21 protein-coding genes are annotated in these 24,087 nt (G+C 59.0%); 11 read left to right on the plus strand and 10 right to left on the minus strand.

Annotation, left to right across the window (positions count from 1 at the left end):
• Positions 1–125: 125 nt before the first annotated feature.
• From SPH27_RS07395 to deoR, 3 genes are all read left to right on the plus strand, one after another.
• Positions 126–854 (plus strand): phosphatase PAP2 family protein, encoded by a 729-nt coding sequence (locus SPH27_RS07395; RefSeq protein WP_058841660.1) that lies wholly within the window; start codon positions 126–128, stop codon positions 852–854.
• A 7-nt stretch (positions 855–861) separates the two neighbouring features.
• Positions 862–1,470, plus strand: coding sequence for an undecaprenyl-diphosphate phosphatase (gene ybjG / locus SPH27_RS07400; protein WP_167818287.1), 609 nt, complete (start codon positions 862–864; stop codon positions 1,468–1,470).
• A gap of 67 nt (positions 1,471–1,537) precedes the next feature.
• A complete protein-coding gene (gene deoR, locus SPH27_RS07405; RefSeq protein ID WP_047061464.1) occupies positions 1,538–2,296 on the plus strand; it encodes a DNA-binding transcriptional repressor DeoR in 759 nt (252 codons plus the stop codon).
• A gap of 96 nt (positions 2,297–2,392) precedes the next feature.
• On the opposite strand, the gene dacC is transcribed toward deoR, so the two are convergent.
• Positions 2,393–3,598 carry a serine-type D-Ala-D-Ala carboxypeptidase gene (gene dacC, locus SPH27_RS07410; protein ID WP_032661393.1) on the minus strand — a complete coding sequence of 402 codons (1,206 nt, stop codon included), beginning with the start codon at positions 3,596–3,598 and terminating at the stop codon, positions 2,393–2,395.
• A gap of 240 nt (positions 3,599–3,838) precedes the next feature.
• Between dacC and SPH27_RS07415 the strand changes: the two genes are divergently transcribed.
• On the plus strand, positions 3,839–4,465 hold the full coding sequence (locus SPH27_RS07415; RefSeq protein ID WP_039261465.1) for a glutathione S-transferase family protein: 627 nt from the start codon (positions 3,839–3,841) through the stop codon (positions 4,463–4,465).
• Here SPH27_RS07415 and SPH27_RS07420 read toward each other — a convergent pair whose 3' ends face one another.
• Both SPH27_RS07420 and bssR read right to left on the minus strand, forming a co-directional pair.
• Positions 4,466–5,584 (minus strand): PQQ-dependent sugar dehydrogenase, encoded by a 1,119-nt coding sequence (locus SPH27_RS07420; protein ID WP_033145028.1) that lies wholly within the window; start codon positions 5,582–5,584, stop codon positions 4,466–4,468.
• A 106-nt stretch (positions 5,585–5,690) separates the two neighbouring features.
• On the minus strand, positions 5,691–6,074 hold the full coding sequence (gene bssR, locus SPH27_RS07425) for a biofilm formation regulator BssR (protein ID WP_064672152.1): 384 nt from the start codon (positions 6,072–6,074) through the stop codon (positions 5,691–5,693).
• 216 nt (positions 6,075–6,290) lie between these two features.
• Between bssR and rimO the strand changes: the two genes are divergently transcribed.
• Positions 6,291–7,616 (plus strand): 30S ribosomal protein S12 methylthiotransferase RimO, encoded by a 1,326-nt coding sequence (gene rimO, locus SPH27_RS07430; protein ID WP_023310913.1) that lies wholly within the window; start codon positions 6,291–6,293, stop codon positions 7,614–7,616.
• A 114-nt stretch (positions 7,617–7,730) separates the two neighbouring features.
• On the opposite strand, the gene gsiD is transcribed toward rimO, so the two are convergent.
• From gsiD to iaaA, 5 genes are read right to left on the minus strand one after another with little or no spacing between them, the layout of a single operon-like run.
• Positions 7,731–8,642: a glutathione ABC transporter permease GsiD gene (gene gsiD, locus SPH27_RS07435; RefSeq protein ID WP_024908682.1), complete on the minus strand. Its 912-nt coding sequence runs from the start codon at positions 8,640–8,642 to the stop codon at positions 7,731–7,733.
• 1 nt (position 8,643) lies between these two features.
• On the minus strand, positions 8,644–9,564 hold the full coding sequence (gene gsiC / locus SPH27_RS07440) for a glutathione ABC transporter permease GsiC (protein WP_023310911.1): 921 nt from the start codon (positions 9,562–9,564) through the stop codon (positions 8,644–8,646).
• Positions 9,565–9,569: 5 nt separating this feature from the next.
• The gene (gene gsiB / locus SPH27_RS07445; protein ID WP_033145024.1) at positions 9,570–11,108 is read right to left on the minus strand and encodes a glutathione ABC transporter substrate-binding protein GsiB; all 1,539 of its coding nucleotides are present in this window, start codon (positions 11,106–11,108) and stop codon (positions 9,570–9,572) included.
• 23 nt (positions 11,109–11,131) lie between these two features.
• Complete coding sequence (gsiA, locus tag SPH27_RS07450; RefSeq protein ID WP_182071432.1) at positions 11,132–13,003, minus strand: glutathione ABC transporter ATP-binding protein GsiA; 1,872 nt, start codon at positions 13,001–13,003, stop codon at positions 11,132–11,134.
• A gap of 11 nt (positions 13,004–13,014) precedes the next feature.
• The gene (gene iaaA, locus SPH27_RS07455) at positions 13,015–13,953 is read right to left on the minus strand and encodes a beta-aspartyl-peptidase (protein ID WP_033145022.1); all 939 of its coding nucleotides are present in this window, start codon (positions 13,951–13,953) and stop codon (positions 13,015–13,017) included.
• A 188-nt stretch (positions 13,954–14,141) separates the two neighbouring features.
• Between iaaA and moeA the strand changes: the two genes are divergently transcribed.
• Positions 14,142–15,374, plus strand: coding sequence for a molybdopterin molybdotransferase MoeA (moeA, locus tag SPH27_RS07460; RefSeq protein WP_182071431.1), 1,233 nt, complete (start codon positions 14,142–14,144; stop codon positions 15,372–15,374).
• Position 15,375: 1 nt separating this feature from the next.
• Positions 15,376–16,128 carry a molybdopterin-synthase adenylyltransferase MoeB gene (gene moeB, locus SPH27_RS07465; protein WP_182071430.1) on the plus strand — a complete coding sequence of 251 codons (753 nt, stop codon included), beginning with the start codon at positions 15,376–15,378 and terminating at the stop codon, positions 16,126–16,128.
• Between the two features lie 89 nt (positions 16,129–16,217).
• Here the strand turns inward: moeB and fsa are convergent, their stop codons facing one another.
• Positions 16,218–16,880 (minus strand): fructose-6-phosphate aldolase, encoded by a 663-nt coding sequence (gene fsa, locus SPH27_RS07470; protein ID WP_182071429.1) that lies wholly within the window; start codon positions 16,878–16,880, stop codon positions 16,218–16,220.
• Between the two features lie 128 nt (positions 16,881–17,008).
• Here fsa and SPH27_RS07475 point away from each other — a divergent pair, with 128 nt between their 5' ends.
• The 4 genes from SPH27_RS07475 (at position 17,009) to SPH27_RS07490 (ending at position 22,733) form a co-directional block, all read left to right on the plus strand.
• Positions 17,009–17,908, plus strand: a complete 900-nt coding sequence (locus SPH27_RS07475) for a glycyl-radical enzyme activating protein (RefSeq protein ID WP_182071428.1) — start codon at positions 17,009–17,011, stop codon at positions 17,906–17,908.
• Positions 17,909–17,912: 4 nt separating this feature from the next.
• Positions 17,913–20,345 (plus strand): formate C-acetyltransferase/glycerol dehydratase family glycyl radical enzyme, encoded by a 2,433-nt coding sequence (locus SPH27_RS07480; RefSeq protein ID WP_182071427.1) that lies wholly within the window; start codon positions 17,913–17,915, stop codon positions 20,343–20,345.
• 166 nt (positions 20,346–20,511) lie between these two features.
• A complete protein-coding gene (locus tag SPH27_RS07485; RefSeq protein ID WP_047061452.1) occupies positions 20,512–21,327 on the plus strand; it encodes a Cof-type HAD-IIB family hydrolase in 816 nt (271 codons plus the stop codon).
• Positions 21,328–21,476: 149 nt separating this feature from the next.
• Positions 21,477–22,733: a DUF1479 domain-containing protein gene (locus SPH27_RS07490; protein ID WP_182071426.1), complete on the plus strand. Its 1,257-nt coding sequence runs from the start codon at positions 21,477–21,479 to the stop codon at positions 22,731–22,733.
• On the opposite strand, the gene SPH27_RS07495 is transcribed toward SPH27_RS07490, so the two are convergent.
• Entirely contained in the window at positions 22,730–23,803 is a 1,074-nt protein-coding gene (locus SPH27_RS07495; RefSeq protein ID WP_182071425.1) for a LacI family DNA-binding transcriptional regulator, read from the minus strand. The genes SPH27_RS07490 and SPH27_RS07495 overlap by 4 nt on opposite strands.
• Positions 23,804–24,087 lie beyond the last annotated feature (284 nt).

Genomic DNA, 24,087 nt, shown 5'->3' on the forward strand with positions numbered 1-24,087 from the left:
TGCCGCAGCCCGAGATAGTGATTTATCGAGGATAAACAGAAATAAAGCACATATCGTCTTCGTTTAAGGTTTCCTTAAGTTGACACTTTTATGATAGCGCGATTACTCGTCAACGATCCCAAATTATGGCACTCACCTCCAGCCGTTCAGAATTGTCTAACTTACAGACAAATAAGACAAAACGACTTTACCGCTTGCCGACCCGCTTTTATGGTTATCAGCTTTTCGTACTGATCGCCCTTGCCGTGGTCTTTACGTGGCTATCGCGCAGTGAAGCGCTCGACAGATGGATCACCGGCTTTTGGTATGACGCGGCAACGCAGAGCTTTCCGCTGCAGAAGGACCACCTGCTGGATCTGCTGAACCACCGACTGGCGAAGTACATCGCCATCGGCTTAGGTGCCGTAGCGCTGTTTTACGGCGCCTACAAGCGCAACGCAAGGCTAGTGACGGCGGCGCTACTGATGGGCGTTGGCGCGCTGGTGGTAGGCGTGCTGAAAAGCGTGAGCCATCACAGCTGCCCGTGGGATCTGGTGGAATATGGCGGTAAGGCTATGTCTTATCCCCTGTTCAGCGCCGTCCCTGCTGACAGCGGTCCGGGGCGCTGTTTTCCCGGCGGTCATGCATCCAGCGGCTTTATGGTGATGGGGCTGTTTTTTGCCTTCTGGCGCGAGCGTCCGCGTCTCGCCTGGTGCTTCGTCGCGCTGGGCGTGGTGTTAGGTCTGGCGATGGGCTACGGCCAGGTCATGCGCGGGGCGCATTTTTTCTCTCACAACCTGTGGGCCGGGTGGTGGGTCTGGTTTTCCCAGGTGGTGGTCTACGGACTTATTTCCATCCGGTTTGCTAAAGAGTGATAACGCTATGTTAGAGAATCTGAATTATCAGCTGTTTTATCTGATCAACGCCACGCCGGCCTCGCCTGAGTGGACGATCGATTTTGCCACCTTTCTGGCAAAAGATCTGATCAGCATCGTGCCTGCACTGGCTGCGATTCTCTGGCTGTGGGGTCCCCGCAGCCAGGTGAAGGCGCAGCGCCAGCTGGTGATTAAAGTCGCGATGGCGCTCGGGGTAAGCGTCCTGGTCAGCTACATTCTCGGCCATGCGTTCCCGCACGATCGTCCTTTTGTCGATCATGTCGGCTATACCTTCCTGCACCACGCGCCGGATGACTCGTTCCCGAGCGATCACGGAACGGTGATCTTTACCTTCGCGCTGGCTTTCCTGTTCTGGCATCGCCTGTGGTCCGGTGCGGTCCTGATGGTGGCGGCCCTGGCTATCGCCTGGTCTCGTGTTTACCTGGGCGTTCACTGGCCGCTGGATATGGTGGGCGGTTTCCTGGTGGGGCTGATTGGCTGCGTGAGCGCGGCTATCCTGTGGAGCCTCTTCGGTGAAGCGCTCTACCGCACGCTGTCTTCGCTTTATCGCGCCATTTTCGCTATCCCGATCCGCAAAGGCTGGATACGTGACTAACCCCAACCTGACAGGTTACACTTGAGCCCCCGCCCTGCGGGGGTTCACTTTTTTATCCCGAGGAACTATGGAAACACGTCGCGATGACCGCATTGCTCAGCTGCTACAGGCGCTGAAGCGCAGCGATAAGCTGCATCTTAAGGAAGCCGCCAACCTCCTCGGCGTCTCAGAGATGACCATTCGTCGGGATCTGAACAGCGAAAGCGCGCCCGTCGTGCTGCTCGGCGGATATATTGTGCTTGAGCCGCGTAGCGCCAGCCATTATCTGATCAGCGACCAGAAGACGCGCCTGGTGGAAGAGAAACGCAAAGCCGCCCGGCTTGCGGCCTCACTGGTACAGCCGCACCAGACGCTGTTTTTTGACTGCGGAACCACCACACCGTGGATTATCGAAGCCATCGACAACAGCATCCCTTTTACCGCCGTGTGCTACTCCCTGAACACCTTTCTGGCGCTTCAGGAGAAACCGGAGTGCCGGGTGATCCTCTGCGGCGGCGAGTTTCACGCCAGCAACGCCATCTTTAAGCCGCTCAACCTGCAGGATACGCTCAGCAATCTCTGCCCGGATATCGCGTTTTATTCCGCCGCAGGCGTCAACGTGCGTCAGGGTGCGACCTGCTTTAACCTGGAAGAGCTACCGGTGAAGCACTGGGCGTTAAGCGCCGCGCAGTACCATGTGCTGGTGGTCGATCACAGCAAGTTTGGCAAGGTACGTTCGGCAAGAATGGGCGAGCTGGCGCAGTTTGACGCCATCGTCAGCGACTGCCGCCCGGACGACGAGATCGTGGCCCACGCGAAGGCGCAGCAGGTTAAGTTAATGTATTAAGGGGGTGCGGTCTGATGCCCTCACCCCGGCCCTCTCCCACAGGGAGAGGGAGAAAAAACGTAGGCCGGGTAAGCGCAGCGTCACCCGGCAAAAAACTTAGCTAAACCAGCTGCCGAACCACCCGTGGAATTTCATCATCACGAAATCCCACATCCGGCTGAAGAAGCCGCCCTCTTCCACCGCTTCCATTACAATCAGCGGACGCTGTTCAATCGACTTACCGTTTAGCTGGAAATCAATCGTCCCGACCACCTGGCCTTTTTTCAGCGGAGCCGTAAGCTGCGGGTCGGTCAGGGTATAGCTGGCCTTCAGGTTTTTCAGCTGACCGCGCGGAATGGTCACCGAGCCGCCTTCACCCGCCCCGAGATTGACTTCACTCTTATCGCCAAACCAGACGCGCTGGCTGACGAACGTGGCATCCGGTTTAATCGGCGTCACGGTTTCATAGAAGCGGAAGCCCCAGGTCAGCAGTTTTTCTGACTCATTAAAGCGAATACGGTCGGTTTTGGTGCCCAGCACCACCGAAATCAGGCGCATGTCGCCCTGGGTCGCGGAGGCCACCAGGTTATAGCCCGCGCCCGCCGTGGTGCCGGTCTTCATTCCGTCCACGTTAACATTGCTGCTCCACAGCAGGCGGTTGCGGTTCGGCTGGCGGATTTTATTGAAGGTAAACTCTTTCTCTTTATGGATGGCGTATTCATCCGGCACGTCGTGGATCAGCGCTTTCCCCAGCAGCGCCATGTCACGCGCGGTACTGAACTGTCCCGGCGAATCCAGACCGTGAACCGTTTTGAACGTGGTGTTGGTTAAGCCCAGTTTCTGCGCGTAGCCATTCATCAAGCCAATGAAAGAATCCTGGCTGCCGGCAACGTAATCGGCCAGCGCGATGCACGCATCATTTCCCGACTGAATAATTACCCCTTTGTTCAGATCGGAAACGGAGACCTGATCCCCAGGCTTCAGGAACATCACCGAAGAGCCCCGCAGCGCCGGGTTGCCGGTCGCCCAGGCATCTTTCCCGATGGTGACCATATCGTCCAGCTTGATCTTGCCCGCTTTCAACGCCTGGCCGACCACATAGCTGGTCATGATTTTGGTCAGGCTTGCCGGATCGAGTTTCTCATCCGCGTTGCCTTCCGCCAGCACTTTACCGCTGGAGTAGTCCATCAGGATCCAGGCGCGCGCATCCACAGGCGGCGCTTCGGGCGCAGCCTGTTCAGCTGCGTAGAGCGTTGGTGCAAACAGGAAAAGGAGCGCAGAGCCTGTCGCAAGGCTGCGCAGAGAAGTCATTTTACGCGTCATAAATGCCACCCGAGTGTCCATTCAAAAATTACGTCACATCACCGTGTCGCAAGAAGCGATGAGTAATAGCGCACTAAAACGGTTAAAGAAACCCAACGAGGGTAAAGTTATTAAAGTTTATGCAATAACATTCAGATACGCTTTGATTCAGACGATTTTTTTGTCTTCTGTTGCGTAATTGTTAGGTTTATCTCACCATGGCGAAAGCTGACCCGGATTCACATCTCATCAGGAGTAAATATGATTACGCTATGGGGCAGGAACAACTCGACCAACGTTAAGAAAGTGCTCTGGACGCTCGAAGAGCTGGATTTACCGTTCAATCAAATCATGGCCGGCATGTCGTTCGGCGTGAACAAAGAGGCCGACTATCTGGCCATGAACCCGAACGGCCTGGTGCCGCTGCTGCGCGATGATGAAACCGACGCGACGCTTTGGGAATCCAACACCATTGTCCGTTACCTCGCCGCTCAGTACGGTCAGGGCCGCCTGTGGGTGGAAAGCCCGGCCCGTCGCGCCCAGGGTGAAAAGTGGATGGACTGGGCGAACCAGACGCTATCGCCAACCCACCGCGTGATCCTGATGGGGTTAGTCAGAACCCCTGAAGCCGAGCGCGACTACCCTGCCATTCATGCCGCTCAGGATGCGTGTGAAAACCTGTTTGCGATGATGGATGACGAACTGGCGAAGCACGCCTGGTTCTCCGGTGAGGCGTTCGGCGTGGGCGATATTGCCGTGGCGCCGTTCGTCTGGAACCTGACCAACCTCGGCCTGAAGTGGACGCCGCGCCCTCACCTTGAGCGCTGGCTAAAACAGCTGAGCGATCGCCCGGCGTACCGCAACGTGGTAATGATCCCGGTCACCTGATTACGCACCGGACGGGCTGACTTTTAACAGCTGCCCGTCCGTCTCGTCGGTCAGAACGTATAAATAGCCGTCCGGCCCCACCCGCACATCGCGAATACGTTTATCCCGGTCGCCGAGAATTCGCCCATCCTCCGTGACCTTATTGCCGTCCACGCTCAGCACGATAACGTCCTTTTCCTTCAGCGCGCCGATAAACAGCTTGTTTTTCCACTGCGGGAAGACGTCGCTGTTGTAAAACGCCATACCGCTCACGGCAGGCGACACTTTCCAGACGAACAGCGGTTTTTCGGTTCCCTCAACGTGCTCGCCTTTGGCTTCCGGAATTTTCAGACCGCTGTAGTTAATGCCGTGCGTCGCCAGCGGCCAGCCGTAGTTCTTTCCTTTCTCCGGGATGTTGATCTCATCCCCGCCGCGCGGACCGTGCTCGTTCAGCCACAGCGCGTCGCTCCAGGGATTCATCGCCATCCCCTGTGGGTTGCGAATGCCGTAAGACCAGATTTCGGGTCGCGCACCGGGGGTATTCACAAACGGGTTATCCGGCGGCACTTTTCCGTCTTCGGTGAGGCGCACCACTTTACCCTGCAATTTATCCAGATCCTGCGCCGTCGGACGCTGGTTATTCTCGCCGAGTCCGATAAAGAGCGAGCCTTTGCCGTCGAATACCAGTCGCCCACCAAAATGGTTCCCGGTGGAGAGTTTCGGCATCTGGCGGAACACCACCTGGAAGGCTTCAATGCGCGTCAGATCGTCGCTCAGCCGGCCATAGCCCACCGCCGTTCCGGCCTTGCCGTCACTCCCGGCTTCGGCGAAGCTCAGCCAGATGCGGCGTGATTTTTCAAAATCCGGGTCGAGGACCACGTCCAGCAATCCTCCCTGACCGTTTGCCCAGACCTTCGGCACGCCGACAATCGGATCGGACAGCCCTTTTCCGGCCTGCCAGCGTTTGAGCTGACCGCCCTTCAGGGTTACCAGCAGGCCTTTATTGTCCGGCAGAAACGCCAGAGACCAGGGGTGATCGAGTTTGTTTTGCAGCACCTCAACCTTGACCGCCTCCGGGGCAGCAAGAAGCGAAAACGGAATGAACAGCGCAGGCAGGGAAATTAGCGAGGATCGAGGCATAACGCGCTCCTTTATCGGCATATGGCATAAAGGTTAGCCACTGCATCCGGGCGCGTTACCACTTTTACAAAAGCTTAATCAGAAGGGGGAGTTGCCTCCCCCTGGGTCAGTGCTGTTCAAGCTTCTCGTGCTCGTTCAGGCACATGATGCATAGAGAGAGCGTGGTCAGGCAGTTTTCAAGCTTCTCCGCGTTAACAGCGATAAAATTCGGGCAGTCGTGGCGTCCGTTCATCAAACATACCCCAGCGATGGAAAGTACCTCAGCGGCGCGGCGCAGGGCGATCAGCTCACTTTCGCCGTATTCCGCCTTCAGGGTCGGTGCTTTTTCACGCATGAAATTGCAAAGTTCAAACAGGTTATCACGCAGATGTTCGCTTTCGCTGACTGACATATACCCTTTTGCCTTCCTCAACTGCAGGTACGCGGCCAGGTCGATTCGGGCGTTGATCAGCTTGTTAAGCAGATCGCGTTTTAGTCTGTCAACGGTCATGCTCTTTCCTCCTCTGTCAGCCATTGTGCATAATCAGGATAAGTACATTTTTTGTACAGTTTAATGCCTGGGATCAATTTTTATTAACTGATTAACATTATTTACAATGTTACAACGTCTGCCCGGCGCTTCCGCCTTGCAAAGAGTGTATAAATCCCCCGCGATACGCTGTAAAATCCCGCCCTGATAACTCCATAATTGATGAATTTTTAACCTATGAGCAATGTTACGCACCAGCCGAAAATCGGCTTCGTCTCCCTGGGCTGCCCGAAAAACCTCGTGGATTCCGAACGCATCCTGACCGAACTGCGCACCGAGGGCTATGACGTGGTGCCAAGCTACGACAACGCCGATATGGTGATCGTGAACACCTGCGGGTTTATCGACAGCGCGGTTCAGGAATCACTGGAAGCCATCGGTGAAGCCCTGACGGAAAACGGCAAAGTGATTGTTACCGGCTGTCTGGGCGCGAAAGAAGACCAGATCCGCGAAGTGCACCCGAAGGTGCTGGAGATCACCGGCCCGCACAGCTACGAGCAGGTGCTGGAACATGTTCATCACTACGTGCCAAAACCAAAGCACAACCCGTTCCTGAGCCTGGTGCCAGAGCAGGGCGTGAAGCTGACGCCGCGCCACTACGCGTACCTGAAAATTTCCGAAGGCTGCAACCATCGCTGCACCTTCTGCATCATCCCGTCCATGCGTGGCGATCTGGTGAGCCGTCCGATTGGTGAAGTGCTGGCGGAAGCTAAACGTCTGGCCGACGCGGGCGTGAAGGAGCTGCTGGTCATCTCCCAGGACACCTCGGCTTACGGCGTGGACGTTAAACACCGCTCCGGTTTCCACAACGGCGAGCCGGTGAAAACCAGCATGGTCGGCCTGTGCGAACAGCTGTCTAAGCTCGGTATCTGGACGCGTCTGCACTACGTCTATCCGTATCCGCACGTTGACGACGTGATCCCGCTGATGGCGGAAGGCAAAATTCTGCCGTACCTGGATATCCCGCTGCAGCACGCCAGCCCGCGTATCTTGAAGCTAATGAAGCGTCCTGGCTCCGTTGATCGTCAGCTGGCGCGCATCAAGCAGTGGCGCGAGATCTGCCCGGATCTGACCCTGCGCTCCACCTTCATCGTCGGCTTCCCGGGTGAAACCGAAGAAGACTTCCAGATGCTGCTCGACTTCCTGAAAGAAGCGCGTCTGGACCGCGTAGGCTGCTTCAAGTACAGCCCGGTAGAAGGCGCAACCGCCAACGAGCTGGCGGACCAGGTGCCGGAAGAGGTGAAAGAAGAGCGCTGGAACCGCTTCATGCAGCTGCAGCAGCAGATCTCTGCCGAGCGTCTGCAGGAAAAGGTGGGCCGCGAGATCATGGTGATCGTTGACGAAGTGGACGAAGAAGGCGCGATTGGCCGCAGCATGGCGGATGCCCCTGAAATCGACGGCGCGGTGTACCTGAACGGCGAAACCAACGTTAAGCCGGGTGATATTATTCGCGTGAAGGTTGAAAACGCGGACGAGTATGATCTGTGGGGTAGCCGGGTTTAATCTCCTTTCCCCCTCACCCTAACCCTCTCCCCACTGGGGAGAGGGGACTGCTGGGTGCGGTTTTTCACCCTCGCCCCTTTGGGGAGAGGGCCGGGGTGAGGGGCAAGCAAAAGCCTACCCCTTAATCCTCGGATCCAGCGCGTCGCGCAGCCCGTCCCCCAGCAGGTTAAACGCCAGCACGGTGAGGAAAATCGCCAGACTCGGGAAGATCGCCACGTGCGGCGCAATCACCATATCCGCCCTCGCCTCGTTCAGCATCGCGCCCCACTCCGGCGTCGGAGGCTGCGCCCCTAGCCCCAGAAACGACAGGCTGGCCGCCGAGATAATCGACACGCCGATGCGCATGGTGAAATAGACCACGATGGACGACACCGTACCCGGCAAAATATGGCTGAACAGGATGGTGGCATCGCTGGCCCCCATGCTGCGCGCGGATTCGATAAACGTCTGCTGTTTCAGCACCAGCGTATTGCCGCGCACCAGCCGCGCGAACGCCGGAATCGAAAAGACCGCGACCGCAATGATGACGTTCGCCATGCCGCTGCCCATGATCGCCACCACGGCAATCGCCAGCAGAATGCCGGGAAAAGCAAACAGCACGTCGCAGATGCGCATGATGATGCGGTCCCACCAGCCTTCGTAATACCCGGCAACGAGGCCCAGCACGGTACCGATGGCCGCGCCAATCAGCACCGCGAACACCCCGGCGGCAAGCGAGATCTGCGCCCCGACCAGCACGCGGCTAAAGATATCGCGCCCGAGTGAGTCCACGCCGAACCAGTGAAGCATCGACGGTCCGTCGTTCAGACGGTCGTAGTCAAAATAGTTTTCCGCATCAAACGGCGCCACCCACGGCGCAATCACCGCCACCGCAATCAGCAGCAGCACAAACAGCCCCGCGGTCATCGCGACCGGCTGACGGCGAAAACGCCGCCAGAATTCAGACCACGGGGTGCGGACGTGGTCCGGTTTTAGCCCCGGCATCGCGTTTAAAACGGCCTGACGTCGCCAGTTCAACAATCGCATCTTACTTGTACCTGATGGCCGGGTTAATGGCGGCGTAGAGCACGTCCACCACTAAGTTGATAAGAATAAACTCCAGCGAGAAAAGCAGGACTTCCGCCTGAATCACCGGGTAGTCGCGCATCTCGACGGAATCAACAAGCAGGCGTCCCAGCCCCGGCCAGTTGAAGACCTTTTCCACGACGATCGAGCCGCCGAGCAGAAAGCCAAACTGCAGCCCCATCATCGTCACTACCGGGATCATCGCATTGCGGAATCCGTGCTTGAGAATGACCCACTTCTCGCTGACCCCTTTCGCCCGCGCGGTGCGAATATAATCTTCGCTCAGCACGTCAACGAACGAGGCGCGGGTAAAGCGGGCCATTACCGCCGAAACGGCAGCCCCCAGCGTCATGGAAGGCAGGATGTAGTGCTTCCAGGTATCAGCCCCGACGGTCGGCAGCCAGCCCAGTTCGACGGAGAAGATCTGCATCAGCAGCATCCCCAGCGCGAACGCCGGGAAGGAGATGCCGGTCACCGCCAGCGCCATGCCGAGCTTGTCCGGCCAGCGGTTGCGCCAGACGGCCGCGATAATCCCGGCGCCAAGCCCGAACACGACCGCCCAGCTCATGCTGGCTATCGTTAACCAGAACGTCGGCATAAAGCGGCTGGCAATCTCCTCCGACACCGGACGGCGCGACACCATTGAGATACCAAAATCGCCCTGCAGAACGTTGCAAATGTAATGGATGAACTGCATATACAGCGGCTGGTCGAGGCCAAGCTGCTTACGCACCAGGTCAATAACGGTGGCATCCGCCTCAGGCCCGGCGACCAGACGCGCCGGATCGCCCGGCAGCATATGGACAAACAAAAACACCAGGACCGCCACAATCAGCAGCGTCGGAATAAGCCCCAGCAGGCGTTTACAAACATAATTCAGCATGAGGTTTATTTTAAATCCGCATCGTCAAAGCTAAAGCCCGTGTCCGGCATGATGTAGAACCCGGTCAATGCTTTGTTATGGGCTGACACCAGTTTCTCCACCACCAGCGGCACCCACGGTGACTCTTTCCAGATAATATCCTGCGCGTCTTTGTAGAGGCGCGCCTTCTCTTCCGGTTTGGTGGTTTTCAGGGCATCGGCCAGGTCTTTGTCCACCTGCGGGTTGCTGTAAAACGCGGTGTTGAACAGGGTTGGCGGCCAGTTTTGCGAGGCAAACAGCGGCGACAGCGCCCAGTCGGCTTCACCGGTCGAGGCCGTCCAGCCGGTGTAGAACATCCGCACGCCGCTCTCTTTCTGCCCTTTCCCCTCCACTTCTGCCGCACGCTGTCCGGCATCCATTGCGGTGACCTGTACCTTGATCCCCACCTGCGCCAGCTGCTGCTGGGTAAATTGCAGCACCTTCTGGGCGGTACTGTGATTATGCGAGGACCACAGCGTGGTGCTGAAACCGTTCGGGAAGCCCGCCTCTTTCAGCAGCTCGCGCGCTTTAGCCGGATCGTACGGCCACGGCTGATAGCTTTGCGCATAGGCGATCGCCGGCGGCAGCACGCCGGTGGCCGGGGTGGCATAGCCGGCAAAAGCGACCTTCACCAGCGCCTGACGGTTAATGGCGTAGTTGATGGCTTCACGCACCTTCGGGTTATCGAACGGCTTTTGCGTGACGTTCATGCTGATGTAGCGCTGCATGATCGACGGGCTGGCGACCAGCTCCAGCTTGCTGTTTTTCTGCAAAATGGCGGCCTGCTCATAGGGGATCGGGAAGGCAAACTGCGCCTCGCCGGTTTGCAGCATCGCCGCGCGGGTGTTGTTGTCCACCACCGGGCGCCAGGTGATGGTGTCGAGCTTCGGCAGCCCCTGCTGCCAGTATCCCGCGAATTTCTTCACCTTCACAAAATCGGTCTGGTTCCAGGTGAGCAGTTCGTAAGGGCCGGTGCCAACAGGGTGGAAGCCGATCTCCTTGCCGTATTTTTTCAGCGCGGCAGGGGAAATCATCGCCGTTGCCGGATGCGCCAGGATATTGATAAACGCGGAGAACGGCTCTTTCAGGGTGATTTTGACCGTCGCCGGGTCGACCACCTCGGTGCTGGCGATATTTTTATACAGGTTATAGCGCTTGAGGCTATTTTCCGGATTGCTGGCGCGGTCCAGGTTAACCTTCACCGCCTCCGCATTGAAGTCTGTCCCGTCCTGGAACTTCACGCCGGTCCTGAGTTTGATGGTATACACCAGCCCGTCGTCGGACACGGTATACCCCTCCGCCAGCACGTTTTTGAGCTTCATCTCTTTATCGAGGCCAAACAGGCCCTGATAGAACGATTTCGCCACCGCCTGAGAGAGCGTGTCGTTGGCGTCATACGGATCGAGCGTGGTGAAATTGGAGCCGACGGCGACCACCACATCTTTGGCAGCGAACGCGGGGGCAGCGGCCAGGGCTGCCGTCACGCTCGCGGCTAACAACCATCTACGCGCTACAAATGTAACCATTGTGTTCTCCTGCCTGTTGTAAGTTATAACCGCGAAAAAGCGTTGTCCTGACGCGGGGGAGCGACGAAATGACCCGGCCCGACCTCGCGCAGCGTCACGCGCTCCACGGCCTCGCCGCGTTTATGAATATTGCTCGGCATTTCATCCTGCAGCAGCACGCGCTGGCCGTGACGATGCGCCGGATCGGCAACCGGGACCGCCGCAATAAGCTTGCGGGTGTACGGGTGCTGCGGGTTTTCAAACACCGCCCTTCGCGGCCCAATCTCCACGATCTGCCCCATAAACATCACCGCCACGCGATGGCTGATGCGCTCGACCACCGCCATATCGTGCGAGATAAACAGGAAGGCAATGCCCATATCCCGCTGTAAATCCAGCAGCAGGTTGATGATTTGCGCCCGGATAGAGACATCCAGCGCCGAGACGGATTCATCGGCAATCACCACTTTCGGGTTCAGCGCCAGCGCGCGGGCGATGCAGATACGCTGCCGCTGTCCGCCGGAAAACTCGTGCGGATAACGCCATGCGTGCTCCGGCTTCAGGCCGACGCGCTCCAGCAGCCAGGCCACGCGACGCTGGGCCGCTTCGCCGTCGAGCAGGTTATGTACCCGCAGCGGCTCCATGATCGAATACCCCACCGTATGGCGCGGATCGAGGGAGGCATACGGGTCCTGGAAAATAAACTGAATATCCCGCCGCACCGCCTGCAGCTTGCTGTCCGGAAGGGTATCAATGCGCTCGCCGTTAAAGGTAATGCTGCCTTCCTGTGATTCCACCAGACGGAGCAACGCGCGCCCGGTGGTGGATTTACCGCAGCCGGACTCCCCCACCAGCGCCAGCGTTTCGCCCGGCCAAAGATCGAAACTGACGTTTTCAACCGCGTGCACTTCGCGCTTAACGCGGTTCAGTACGCCGCTGCGCAGCGGAAAACGGGTGACCAGATCGCGCACTTCCAGAATGGGCTTACCCGGCACCACGGTGTCCTGCTCGCGCTCCTCCTCCTGCAGCTCAGACGCCTCAAGAGAAATCAGCGGGAAGCGGCGCGGCAAATCGCTGCCGTTCATCGCCCCCAGGCGCGGAACCGCCGCCAGCAGCGCTTTGGTGTAAGGATGCACGGGCGCGTGAAAAATCTGCTCAACCGGGCCGGTTTCCACCGCGCTGCCCTTGTGCATCACCAGCACCCGATCGGCGATATCGGCGACTACGCCCATATCGTGGGTGATGAATATCACCCCCATCTCCATCTCCTGCTGCAGCACTTTGATGAGCTGCAGGATCTGCGCCTGAATCGTCACGTCCAGCGCCGTCGTCGGTTCATCGGCAATCAGCACCGCCGGACGGCAGGAGAGCGCCATGGCAATCATCACCCGCTGGCGCATGCCGCCGGAAAGCTGATGCGGGTAGCGACCCAGAATGGCCTGCGCCTCCGGGATGCGCACCAGTTCCAGCATCCGTCGGGCCTCTTTGAGCGCTTCATCGCCGCTCAGCCCCTGATGCAGGCGGATGGACTCGGCGATTTGTTCCCCGACCGGGAAAACCGGGTTCAGGGAGGTCATCGGCTCCTGGAAGATCATCGCAATATCCGCCCCGCGCACGCCCTGCATCTGCGAACCGCTCAGCTCATTTAAATCAATGACCTGACGGTTACGGCGGCGCAGGAGCATTTTCTCGCTGCTGATTTGCCCGCCCGTCTGTTCCAGCAGGCGCATCAGCGCCAGCGCGGTGACCGATTTACCGGATCCGGACTCGCCAACAATCGCCAGCGTCTCGCCGCGCCTGAGCGTGAACGATAAATTCTGTACTGCGGGGATGAACTGCCGCTCTTCCTGAAACGCAATATTGAGCTGATGGACAGCCAGCACTTCGCGGTTGTCCAGTTCTTCACTGTGCGGCACGCGCTGCCCCCTTATTCACGATAGATGCCCGTGCTCGGTTCATCACCGGCATAGCCCCAGGCGCGGTACATACCTTCGCTGTTGAACGGCAGGGCCACGTTGCCCTCACGATCCACCGCAATGAGCCCGCCGACGCCGCCCAGGGCAGGCAGTTTCTCCATCACCACGCGCTCGCAGGCTTCGCTGAGGCTTAAACCGCCGTAATCCATCAGCGCGGTGATGTCGTAGGCCGCGAGGGCGCGAATAAACACTTCCCCGGTTCCGGTACACGACACCGCCGCCGTCGCGTTATTGGCGTAGCAGCCGGCGCCCGGCAGCGGGCTATCGCCGACGCGCCCGGGCAGCTTGTTGGTCATCCCGCCCGTTGAGGTTGCCGCCGCGAGGTTTCCGGCCTTATCCAGCGCCACCGCGCCGACCGTGCCCATTTTGGTGGTTTCATCAAGCGGCGCTGTATGGTCAAGCTGCGTCATGCCCGCCGAACGGGCTTCCAGCAGCTGCTGATAGCGCTCCTCGGTGGAAAACAGATCCGGCGATACCGGTTCCATTCCGTGCCCGAAGGCAAACGCCTCTGCCCCGGCCCCTGTGAGCAGGACGTGCGGACTCGCCTCCATCACCAGACGCGCCGCCAGCACCGGATTGCGCAGATGACTCACGCCCGCCACGGCGCCCGCTTTCAGGGTGACGCCGTCCATCACGCAGGCATCCAGCTCGTGCGTTTCATCCCGGGTAAAGACCGAACCGATCCCCGCATTAAATAACGGGCACTCTTCCAGCAGGCGCACCGCCTCGGTGACCACGTCCAGCGCGCTTTCGCCCGCCTCCAGCATTTTCTGACCCGTTTCCACAATGGCGTACAGCGCGTCGATATAGCGCTTTTCCTGCTCGGGACTGAGCTGTGCTCGGGTGATTGCCCCGGCGCCACCATGAATTGCGATTACCGCATTAACCATTCGCATCACCCGTTAGCCTGATTTGCGGCTTTTTCTATAAATATCATTATCGTCGATGAAACTTCAGATGATTTTTGAATATAGAAAGACGTAACTGTGATGTAAAGCGTACACCCATCGGGTCATACAATTAGCCGCACTTTTCTGCCATAATGAGCGCTTTCGTTGTTACTCCGCAGGAGCCCACCATGGATTTTACCGCCGGACTGATGCCGCTTGAGACGGCACTCACGCAGATGCTTGACCGTATTTCCCCGCTGCATGACGTTGAGACGCTGCCCCTCGTGCGCTGTTTTGGCCGTATTGCCGCGCGCGATATCGTCTCTCCGCTTAACGTGCCGGGGTTTGATAATTCCGCGATGGACGGTTACGCGGTGCGCCTGGCGGATCTCCAGACGGGTAACGCCCTACCGGTGGCGGGTAAAGCCTTTGCGGGTCAGCCGTTTAGCTGTGAATGGCCTGCGGGCACCTGCGTACGCATCATGACCGGCGCGCCGGTTCCGGCCGGCTGCGACGCCGTGGTGATGCAGGAAGAGACCGAACAGACCGACGACGGCGTGCGTTTTACCGCGAACGTTAAAGCGGGCCAGAACATCCGCCGCACGGGCGAAGATATCACCCTTGGCGCGACGGTCTTTGCCGCCGGGCAGAAGCTGACGGCAGGTGAGCTGCCGGTGCTGGCGTCGCTCGGCGTGGCTGAAATCGACGTTATCCGTAAAGTGCGCGTGGCCGTTTTCTCCACCGGCGACGAGCTGCAGCTTCCGGGCCAGCCGCTGCAGGACGGCCAGATTTACGACACCAACCGCCTGGCGGTACACCTGATGCTGGAGCAGCTGGGCTGCGAGGTGATTAACCTCGGCATTATTCCTGACGATCCGGAAAAACTGCGAGCCGCGTTTATCGAGGCGGATAACGCAGCCGACGTGGTCATCAGCTCCGGCGGCGTCTCCGTGGGCGAAGCGGATTACACCAAAACCATCCTTGAAGAGCTGGGTGAAATCGCCTTCTGGAAGCTGGCCATCAAGCCGGGAAAACCGTTCGCGTTTGGCAAGCTCACGCGCGGCTGGTTCTGCGGCCTGCCGGGTAATCCGGTCTCGGCGGCACTCACCTTCTACCAGCTGGTGATCCCGCTGCTGGCGAAGCTTTCCGGCAACAGCGCCAGCCCGCTGCCGGAACGCCAGCGCGTGCGCGCCGCCACGCGCCTGAAAAAATCGCCGGGCCGCCTCGATTTCCAGCGCGGCATCCTGGCGCGCAACGCTGACGGCGAGCTGGAAGTGAGCACCACCGGGCACCAGGGCTCACACATTTTCAGCTCCTTCAGCCAGGGCAACTGCTTTATCGTCCTGGAGCGCGAGCGCGGCAATGTGGAAGCAGGCGAGTGGGTTGAGATCGAGCGTTTTAACCACCTGTTCGGAGGCTGACATGACGGTGGAGCTGAGCGACCCGGAGATGATGCGCTACAACCGCCAGATTGTGCTGCGCGGGTTTGATTTCGAAGGCCAGGAAGCGCTTAAGGCAGCAAGCGTGCTGGTTGTTGGTCTGGGTGGCCTGGGCTGCGCCGCCGCGCAGTATCTTGCGGCGGCGGGCGTGGGCAGAATGACGCTGCTGGATTTTGATACCGTGTCGGTGTCAAATCTCCAGCGCCAGACGCTGCACAGCGATGCGACGGTTGGAAAGCCTAAAGTGGACTCTGCCCGCACGGCGCTGGCGCGCATCAACCCCAACGTTCAGTTCACCCTGATTGACGCGATGCTGGATGACGACGTGCTGTCCGCGCAGATTGCGCAGCATGACCTGGTGCTGGACTGCACCGATAACGTCACGGTCCGTAACCAGCTGAACGCGGGCTGCTTTGCCCACAAAATCCCGCTGGTCTCCGGCGCGGCGATCCGCATGGAGGGGCAAATCAGCGTCTTCACGTATGCGGAAGGTGAACCCTGCTACCGCTGCCTGAGCCGCCTGTTCGGCGAGAACGCGCTGACCTGCGTTGAGGCGGGCGTGATGGCGCCGCTGGTCGGCGTGATTGGCTCCCTGCAGGCGATGGAAGCGATCAAAGTGCTGGCGCGCTACGGCACCCCTGCGGCGGGGAAAATCGTAATGTATGACGCGATGACCTGCCAGTTCCGCGAGATGAAGCTGATGCGTAACCCGGGGTGTGAGGTTTGCGGAGGTTAAAGCAAACGGCAACCTTCAGGTTGCCGTTTTAGTGTTTGCTCCCTCTCCCTGTGGGAGAGGGTTGGGGTGAGGGCATCAGGCCGCACCCGTTAGATCGACGTCCGTCCAAACGCCCCCTGCCAGTCCTGCTCAAACTTCACAATCGCCGCATCCACGGCCGGAGAGGTAATAAACTGCTGCGCCACGTCCAGCGGCAGCGTGATGGACTCGCAGCCCGTCAGCAGGCAGTCCAGCGCCTGACGCGGCGTTTTGAAGCTCGCGGCCAGCACCTTTGACTGCGGGGCGTGCAATGTCAGCAGCTGTTGCAGTTCAACCACGGTCTGGATCCCGTCCCCGCCCTGCGCGTCCACGCGGTTAACGTAAGGCGCTACATACTCCGCCCCCGCCAGCGCGGAGAGCATCCCCTGCGCAGCACCGTAAACCGCCGTACCCAGCGTCGGGATCCCTTCCGCTTTCAGCATCTTGATCGCCGCCAGCCCTTCTGCGGTCACCGGCACTTTTACTACAAGGTCGTTAATGATGGCGCGCAGCTTGCGCGCGTCCTCCACCATCCCTTCGGCGGTGGTCGCCATCACCTGGGCGAACAGACGGCCTTTGCCGCCCAGCGCGTCGTGCAGCGCTGGCAGCAGCTCGTCCAGCGGCGTTTTACCTGCCGCCACAATGCTTGGGTTGGTGGTTACACCTGCCAGCGGGAAGATACGCGCCAGCTTTTTGACTGCCGCAACGTCAGATGTGTCGAGATAAAGTTCCATGATGTCACCCTCAAATTTAGCCTGCACTTACCCTATCACGACAAAACCTGCTCAGTAGTTGACCTGTATCAAGATAACTTTCATTCGAAAGTAATTTAATCTTCATATGCAATACGAGAGGCGAAATCATGATCTTCAATATTCAGCGTTACTCTACCCACGATGGCCCCGGTATTAGAACCGTGGTGTTCCTGAAAGGCTGCTCGCTGGGCTGTCGCTGGTGCCAGAACCCGGAAAGCCGCTCCCGCAGCCGGGACGTGCTGTTTGACGCGCGCCTGTGCCTGGACGGCTGTGACCTGTGCCAGCAGGCGGCACCGGGCTGCATCGAACGCGCGCTGAACGGGCTGGTTATCCACCGCGAGAAGCTTGATGAAGCCACGCTCAACGCCCTTGCTGACTGCTGCCCGACGCAGGCGCTGACCGTCTGCGGTGAAGAACAGCAGGTCGAGGAGATCATGGCGACCGTACTGCGCGATAAACCCTTCTACGACCGCAGCGGCGGCGGGATCACCCTCTCCGGCGGCGAGCCGTTTATGACCCCTGAGCTGGCACATGCCCTGTTTAAAGCCAGCCACGAACAGGGGATCCATACCGCCGTGGAAACCTGCCTTCACGTGCCGTGGCACTATATCGAGCCGTCATTACCCTACGTCGATCTGTTCCTCGCCGACCTGAAGCACGTCGACGGTGAGGTGTTCAAACAGTGGACGGACGGTTCGGCTAAGCGAATCCTGGACAACCTGAAGCGCCTTGCCGTCGCCGGGAAAAAAATCACCATCCGCGTGCCGCTGATCCAGGGCTTTAACGCTGACGAAGCGTCCATCACCGCCATTACCAACTTCGCCGCCGACGAGCTCGGCGTCGACGATATTCATTTTCTGCCGTATCACACGCTGGGCATGAACAAATACACCCTGCTCGGCCAAGCCTACTCTGCCCCTGACAAACCGCTGGATAACCCTGCCCTGCTGGATTTCGCGCAGCAATACGCCTGCCAGAAAGGGTTAACCGCGACCTTACGAGGATAAACCTATGACAACCCTGAATCTCAACACCCTCAGCGAGCGCATTAAAGCGCACAAAACGGCGCTGGTGCATATCGTTAAGCCGCCGGTCTGTACCGAGCGCGCCCAGCATTACACCGAAATGTACCAGCAGCACATGGACAAGCCGATCCCGGTACGCCGCGCTCTGGCGCTGGCGCATCACCTGGCCGAGCGTACCATCTGGATCAAACACGACGAGCTGATTATCGGTAACCAGGCAAGCGAAGTGCGCGCCGCGCCGATTTTCCCGGAATACACCGTCTCCTGGATTGAGAAAGAGATCGACGATCTGGCGGACCGCCCGGGCGCGGGCTTTGCGGTGAGCGAAGAGAACAAGCGCGTGCTGCACGACATCTGCCCGTGGTGGCGCGGCCAGACGGTGCAGGACCGCTGCTACGGCATGTTCACCGACGAGCAAAAAGGCCTGCTGGAAACCGGCATTATCAAAGCCGAAGGCAACATGACCTCCGGCGACGCGCACCTGGCGGTCAACTTCCCGCTGGTGCTGGAAAAAGGCCTCGACGGCCTGCGCGCTAAGGTGGCCGAGCGCCGCACGCGCATCAACCTGACGGTGCTGGAAGACCTGCACGGCGACCAGTTCCTGAAGGCGATCGATATCGTGCTGGAAGCCGTAAGCCTGCACATCAAACGCTTTGCCGATCTGGCGCGTGAAATGGCGTCCACCGAAACCCGCGAAAGCCGCCGCGACGAGCTGCTGGCGATGGCGGAAAACTGCGACGTGATTGCCCACGAGCCGCCAAAAAACTTCTGGCAGGCGCTGCAGCTGTGCTACTTCATTCAGCTGATCCTGCAGATTGAGTCCAACGGCCATTCCGTCTCCTTCGCGCGTATGGACCAGTATCTCTATCCGTACTACCGCCGCGACGTCGAGTTGAACCACAGCCTCGACCGCGAACACGCTATCGAGCTGCTGCACTGCTGCTGGCTGAAGCTGCTGGAAGTGAACAAAATCCGCTCCGGCTCGCACTCCAAGGCTTCCGCCGGTAGCCCGCTGTACCAGAACGTCACCATCGGCGGCCAGAAGCTGGTCAACGGTGAGCCGATGGACGCGGTGAACCCGCTCTCCTACGCGATTCTGGAATCGTGCGGTCGCCTGCGCTCCACCCAGCCGAACCTGAGCGTGCGCTACCACGCGGGCATGAGCAACGACTTCCTCGACGCCTGCGTGCAGGTGATCCGCTGCGGCTTCGGGATGCCCGCGTTCAACAACGATGAAATCGTCATTCCGGAATTCATCAAGCTCGGCGTTGAACGAGACGACGCCTACGACTACGCGGCCATCGGCTGCATCGAAACCGCGGTTGGCGGCAAGTGGGGCTACCGCTGCACCGGCATGAGCTTTATCAACTTCGCCCGCGTGATGCTGGCCGCGCTGGAAGGCGGCCGCGACGCCACCAGCGGCAAGGTGTTCCTGCCGCAGGAGAAAGCGCTCTCCGCCGGTAACTTCGACAACTTCGACGAAGTGATGGCGGCGTGGGACAGCCAGATCCGCTACTACACCCGCAAATCCATCGAGATTGAGTACGTGGTGGACACCATGCTGGAAGAGAACGTCCACGATATTCTCTGCTCGGCGCTGGTGGACGACTGCATCGAACGCGCGAAAAGCATCAAGCAGGGCGGCGCGAAGTACGACTGGGTCTCCGGCCTGCAGGTGGGTATCGCCAACCTCGGCAACAGCCTGGCTGCGGTGAAGAAGCTGGTGTTCGAACAGGGCACTATTGGTCAGCAGCAGCTGGCGGCGGCGCTGGCGGATGACTTCGACGGGCTGACCCACGAGCAGCTGCGTCAGCGTCTGATCAACGGCGCGCCGAAGTACGGCAACGACGACGACAGCGTGGACATGCTGCTGACGCGCGCCTACCAGACCTACATCGAAGAGCTGAAGCATTACCACAACCCGCGCTACGGCCGCGGCCCGATTGGCGGTAACTACTACGCGGGCACCTCTTCCATCTCCGCAAACGTGCCGTTTGGCGCAGCAACTATGGCCACGCCGGACGGACGTAAGGCGCACACCCCGCTGGCGGAAGGGGCAAGCCCGGCCTCCGGTACGGACCACCTCGGCCCGACGGCGGTAATTGGCTCGGTGGGTAAACTGCCGACGGAAGCGATTCTCGGCGGCGTGCTGCTTAACCAGAAGCTGAACCCGTCGACGCTGGAAAACGACAGCGATCGCCAGAAGCTGATGGTGCTGCTGCGCACCTTCTTCGAGGTGCATAAAGGCTGGCATATCCAGTACAACATCGTCTCGCGCGAAACGCTGCTGGAAGCGAAGAAACATCCTGACCAGTATCGTGACCTGGTGGTGCGCGTCGCGGGCTACTCGGCGTTCTTCACCGCCCTGTCGCCGGATGCGCAGGACGATATTATCGCCCGTACTGAGCACACGCTGTAACGGCATATCCCCTCACCCCGACCCTCTCCCACGGGGAGAGGGAGAAAACACTAAAAACGGCAACCCAGGTTGCCGTTTCGCTTTTACTTTCGAATGAAATTAAATTTGTGCTCCCCGTCACCTTGTTATTAGAATGTTTCAAAACGCAGTGACCCAGGAGCACAGTATGACCGTTAAAGTTATCGTCACCGATATGGACGGAACTTTCCTTGATGATGCCAAGCAGTACGATCGTGACCGCTTCCAGGCACAGTTTGAACAGCTTAAAGCCCGAGACATTGAATTCGTTGTCGCCAGCGGCAACCAGTATTACCAGCTCATCTCCTTCTTTCCGGCGCTGAAAGACAGGATCTCCTTCGTGGCGGAAAACGGCGCGCTGGTGTTCGATCGCGGCGAACAGATTTTCCACGGCGAGCTGACGCGTCATGAATCGCAGATCGTGATTGGCGAACTGCTGAAAGACAAAGGGCTGAACTTCGTGGCCTGCGGGCTGGAGAGCGCCTGGGTCAGCGACCAGGCTCCTGAAGAATTCGTGGCGCTGATGTCAAAGCACTATCATCGCTTAAAGCGCATCAGCGATTACCGCGAAATTGACGACGTGCTGTTTAAGTTCTCCCTGAACCTGCCGGACAGCGATATCCCTAATCTGGTGGATAAACTGCACGTCTCCCTGGACGGCATCATGAAGCCGGTCACCAGCGGCTTTGGTTTTGTTGATTTGATTATCCCCGGCCTGCACAAGGCCAACGGCATTAGCCGTCTGCTGAAACGCTGGAAAATCTCCCCGCAGGAGTGCGTGGCCATTGGCGACAGCGGCAACGATGCCGAGATGCTGAAGCTGGTGAAATATTCCTTTGCGATGGGCAACGCAGCAGAGAGCATCAAAGAAATCAGCCGCTACGGCACCGACGACAACAACCATCAGGGCGCGCTGAACGTCATTCAGGCCGTGCTCGACAACCATTCCCCGTTCGACGTCTGATCCTTTCCTCGCCGGAGCGTCGCTCCGGCCTCTCACTCTTTTTCCGTCCTGTGGCTTGCGTCAAGTTTTTAAACTTGCATTAACTTATTTTTAACTTAAAGTATCACTTGTAGATATTTTTACTTTCGAATGAAAGATGCGAGGCAGTTATGACCTTTACCAGTGAAACCTTACCATCGGACCACAAAGCGGCAATCCGTCAGTTAAAACGTGAGCTGCGCGCGCAGATCGGCGACGTGCAGGCAGTGTTTAATAAGCTCAGCGACAAAATTGCCACCCGCGTGGCGGAAATCAACGCGCTTAAGAACAAAGGCGAATCCGTCTGGCCGGTGATTCCGTTTGCGGATGTGAAAAACGGCACGATTACCGACGCACAGCGCGAGGCCGTTAAACGCCGCGGCTGCGCGGTGATTAAAGGTCATTTCCCGCGCGAGCAGGCGCTGGCGTGGGATCAGTCGATGCTCGACTACCTCGATCTGAACAAGTTTGACGAGGTCTACAAAGGCCCGGGCGATAACTTCTTCGGCACCCTGACGGCCTCTCGTCCGGAGATTTACCCGATTTACTGGTCTCAGGCGCAAATGCAGGCGCGCCAGAGCGAAGAGATGGCGCAGGTGCAGTCGTTCCTGAACCGTTTGTGGACATTCGAGAGCAACGGCAAGCAGTGGTTCGACCCGGACGTGAGCGTGATTTACCCGGACCGTATCCGCCGCCGTCCGCCGGGTACTACCTCGAAAGGACTGGGCGCGCATACCGACTCCGGCGCGCTGGAGCGCTGGCTGCTGCCTGCCTATCAGCAGGTCTTTGCCCGCGTGTTTGACGGTAACGTCGAGAAATACGATCCGTGGAACGCCGCGCACCGTACCGAAGTGGAAGAGTACACCGTCGATAACACCACCAAATGCTCGGTATTCCGGACCTTCCAGGGCTGGACGGCGCTGTCGGATATGATCCCCGGTCAGGGGCTGCTGCACGTCGTGCCCATCCCGGAAGCGATGGCCTACATTCTGCTGCGGCCGCTGCTGGACGACGTGCCGGAAGACGAGCTTTGCGGCGTGGCGCCGGGGCGCGTGCTGCCGGTTTCCGAGAAGTGGCACCCGCTGCTGATCGAGGCGCTGACAAGCATTCCGGCACTCGATGCGGGCGATTCCGTGTGGTGGCACTGCGATGTGATCCATTCCGTCGCGCCGGTGGAAAATCAGCAGGGCTGGGGCAACGTGATGTACATTCCTGCCGCGCCGATGTGCGAGAAAAATCTCGCCTACGCGAAAAAGGTCAAGGAAGCGCTGGAAACCGGCGCATCGCCGGGAGACTTCCCGCGCGAGGATTATGAAAAGAGCTGGCAGGACCGCTTTACCGTGAACGATCTCAACATCCACGGCAAGCGCGCGCTGGGCATGGTTTAACTGTCGTACAGCCCTTCCCGCTCCACGGCGGTGCGTCGTTTCCCCTGACGTATCCGCCGTACCGATTCCCGCACGGCCAGCGTGCCGTTAAGCAGTAACGTCCCCACCGGCGCGTCCTGGCGCATCAGCCGCTGCTGGAGCATATATACCGCTTCGGTTCCCAGCTCATCGCGCGGAACGTGCACCGCCGTTAATGGAACATCCTGAATCGCCGCCAGGTTAAAGCCGTCAATGCTCATCACCGACACGTCCTGCGGCACGCGCAGGCCGTGGTTTTGTAAGGCGCTAATGGTGCCCGCCGCCATAAAGTCGCCGCCGACCAGGAACGCGGTAGGTAAATCCTTCCCCTGCACTTCACTGAGCCAGCTGCTGACCATCTGTTCCGTTTCGCGCGCGCTGAAGCTGGGCACCACCAGCAGATCGCGTTTATCGTTAAATTTCAGGTTGTGAGACTGCCACGCGTCGCGGATCCCCGCCAGGCGCAGCTCCATGGTGTAGCGGCGCAGGCACAGCACGTTCATCACCTCACGATGTCCCATCTCGAACAGATATTCCGCCGCCCGCTCGCCGATAGCGCGATGATCCGGCGCGACGGCAGGCAGACGCATGTGCCGGTCGCGGCAGTTAATCAGCATGCAGGGTTTACCGACGTCCACTGCCAGATCGTGGATATGGGGATCGTCGATGCCAAGAAGGATTGCCGCCTGGGTGTCCGCTTCGTTCATGCGTGCCAGAAACAGCTGGGCGTCACTGTCGTTCTCTTCCAGCGCGCAGTAGCGAAGACGCACATCGTGGGACGCCAGGCCTTTACTCACGCTCTGGATCACGCGGTAGTAAAAGATGTCGGACCGCTCGTCAAACGCCCGCTGCGGGGCAAAAACCACCAGGCTGTTAAGCAGCAGACGCCCTGCCGCCATGCCGTCCATCACCCCCAGCTCCCGCGCGCACGCCAGCACCTTCGCGCGCGCTTTCTCACTGGTATTCGCTTTTCCCGCCAGCACTCGCGACACGGTGCTGATCGAGAGCTGCGTCCGGGCCGCGATTTCGCTGATTTTTAGCCTTTTGTCCATTTTGTGATCTGGCTCCATTTGCGAAATGAAAAAATTTTCATAGCGTATTGGTCAGGCAATAGCTGACATAAAGGGCATCATGCCAGAGGGTTTACGTCAGTTATGAGAAATTTTGCACAAAATCCACTTTTGCCCACTCATTTTCTTCCTTAAGGTGAACTTGTCACACAACTTCCATACTAGTTGTATACCAACTTAAGCATTTTAAACGGATAGAAATCAAAGGCATAAAAATCCGTGTGACACCTGAACCTCCGTCCCCTTACCGTCCGTCTTGTGGAGAG

Origin of the sequence: Enterobacter sp. A103, assembly GCF_034427535.1 — a bacterium.
Classification (GTDB): domain Bacteria; phylum Pseudomonadota; class Gammaproteobacteria; order Enterobacterales; family Enterobacteriaceae; genus Enterobacter; species Enterobacter asburiae_B.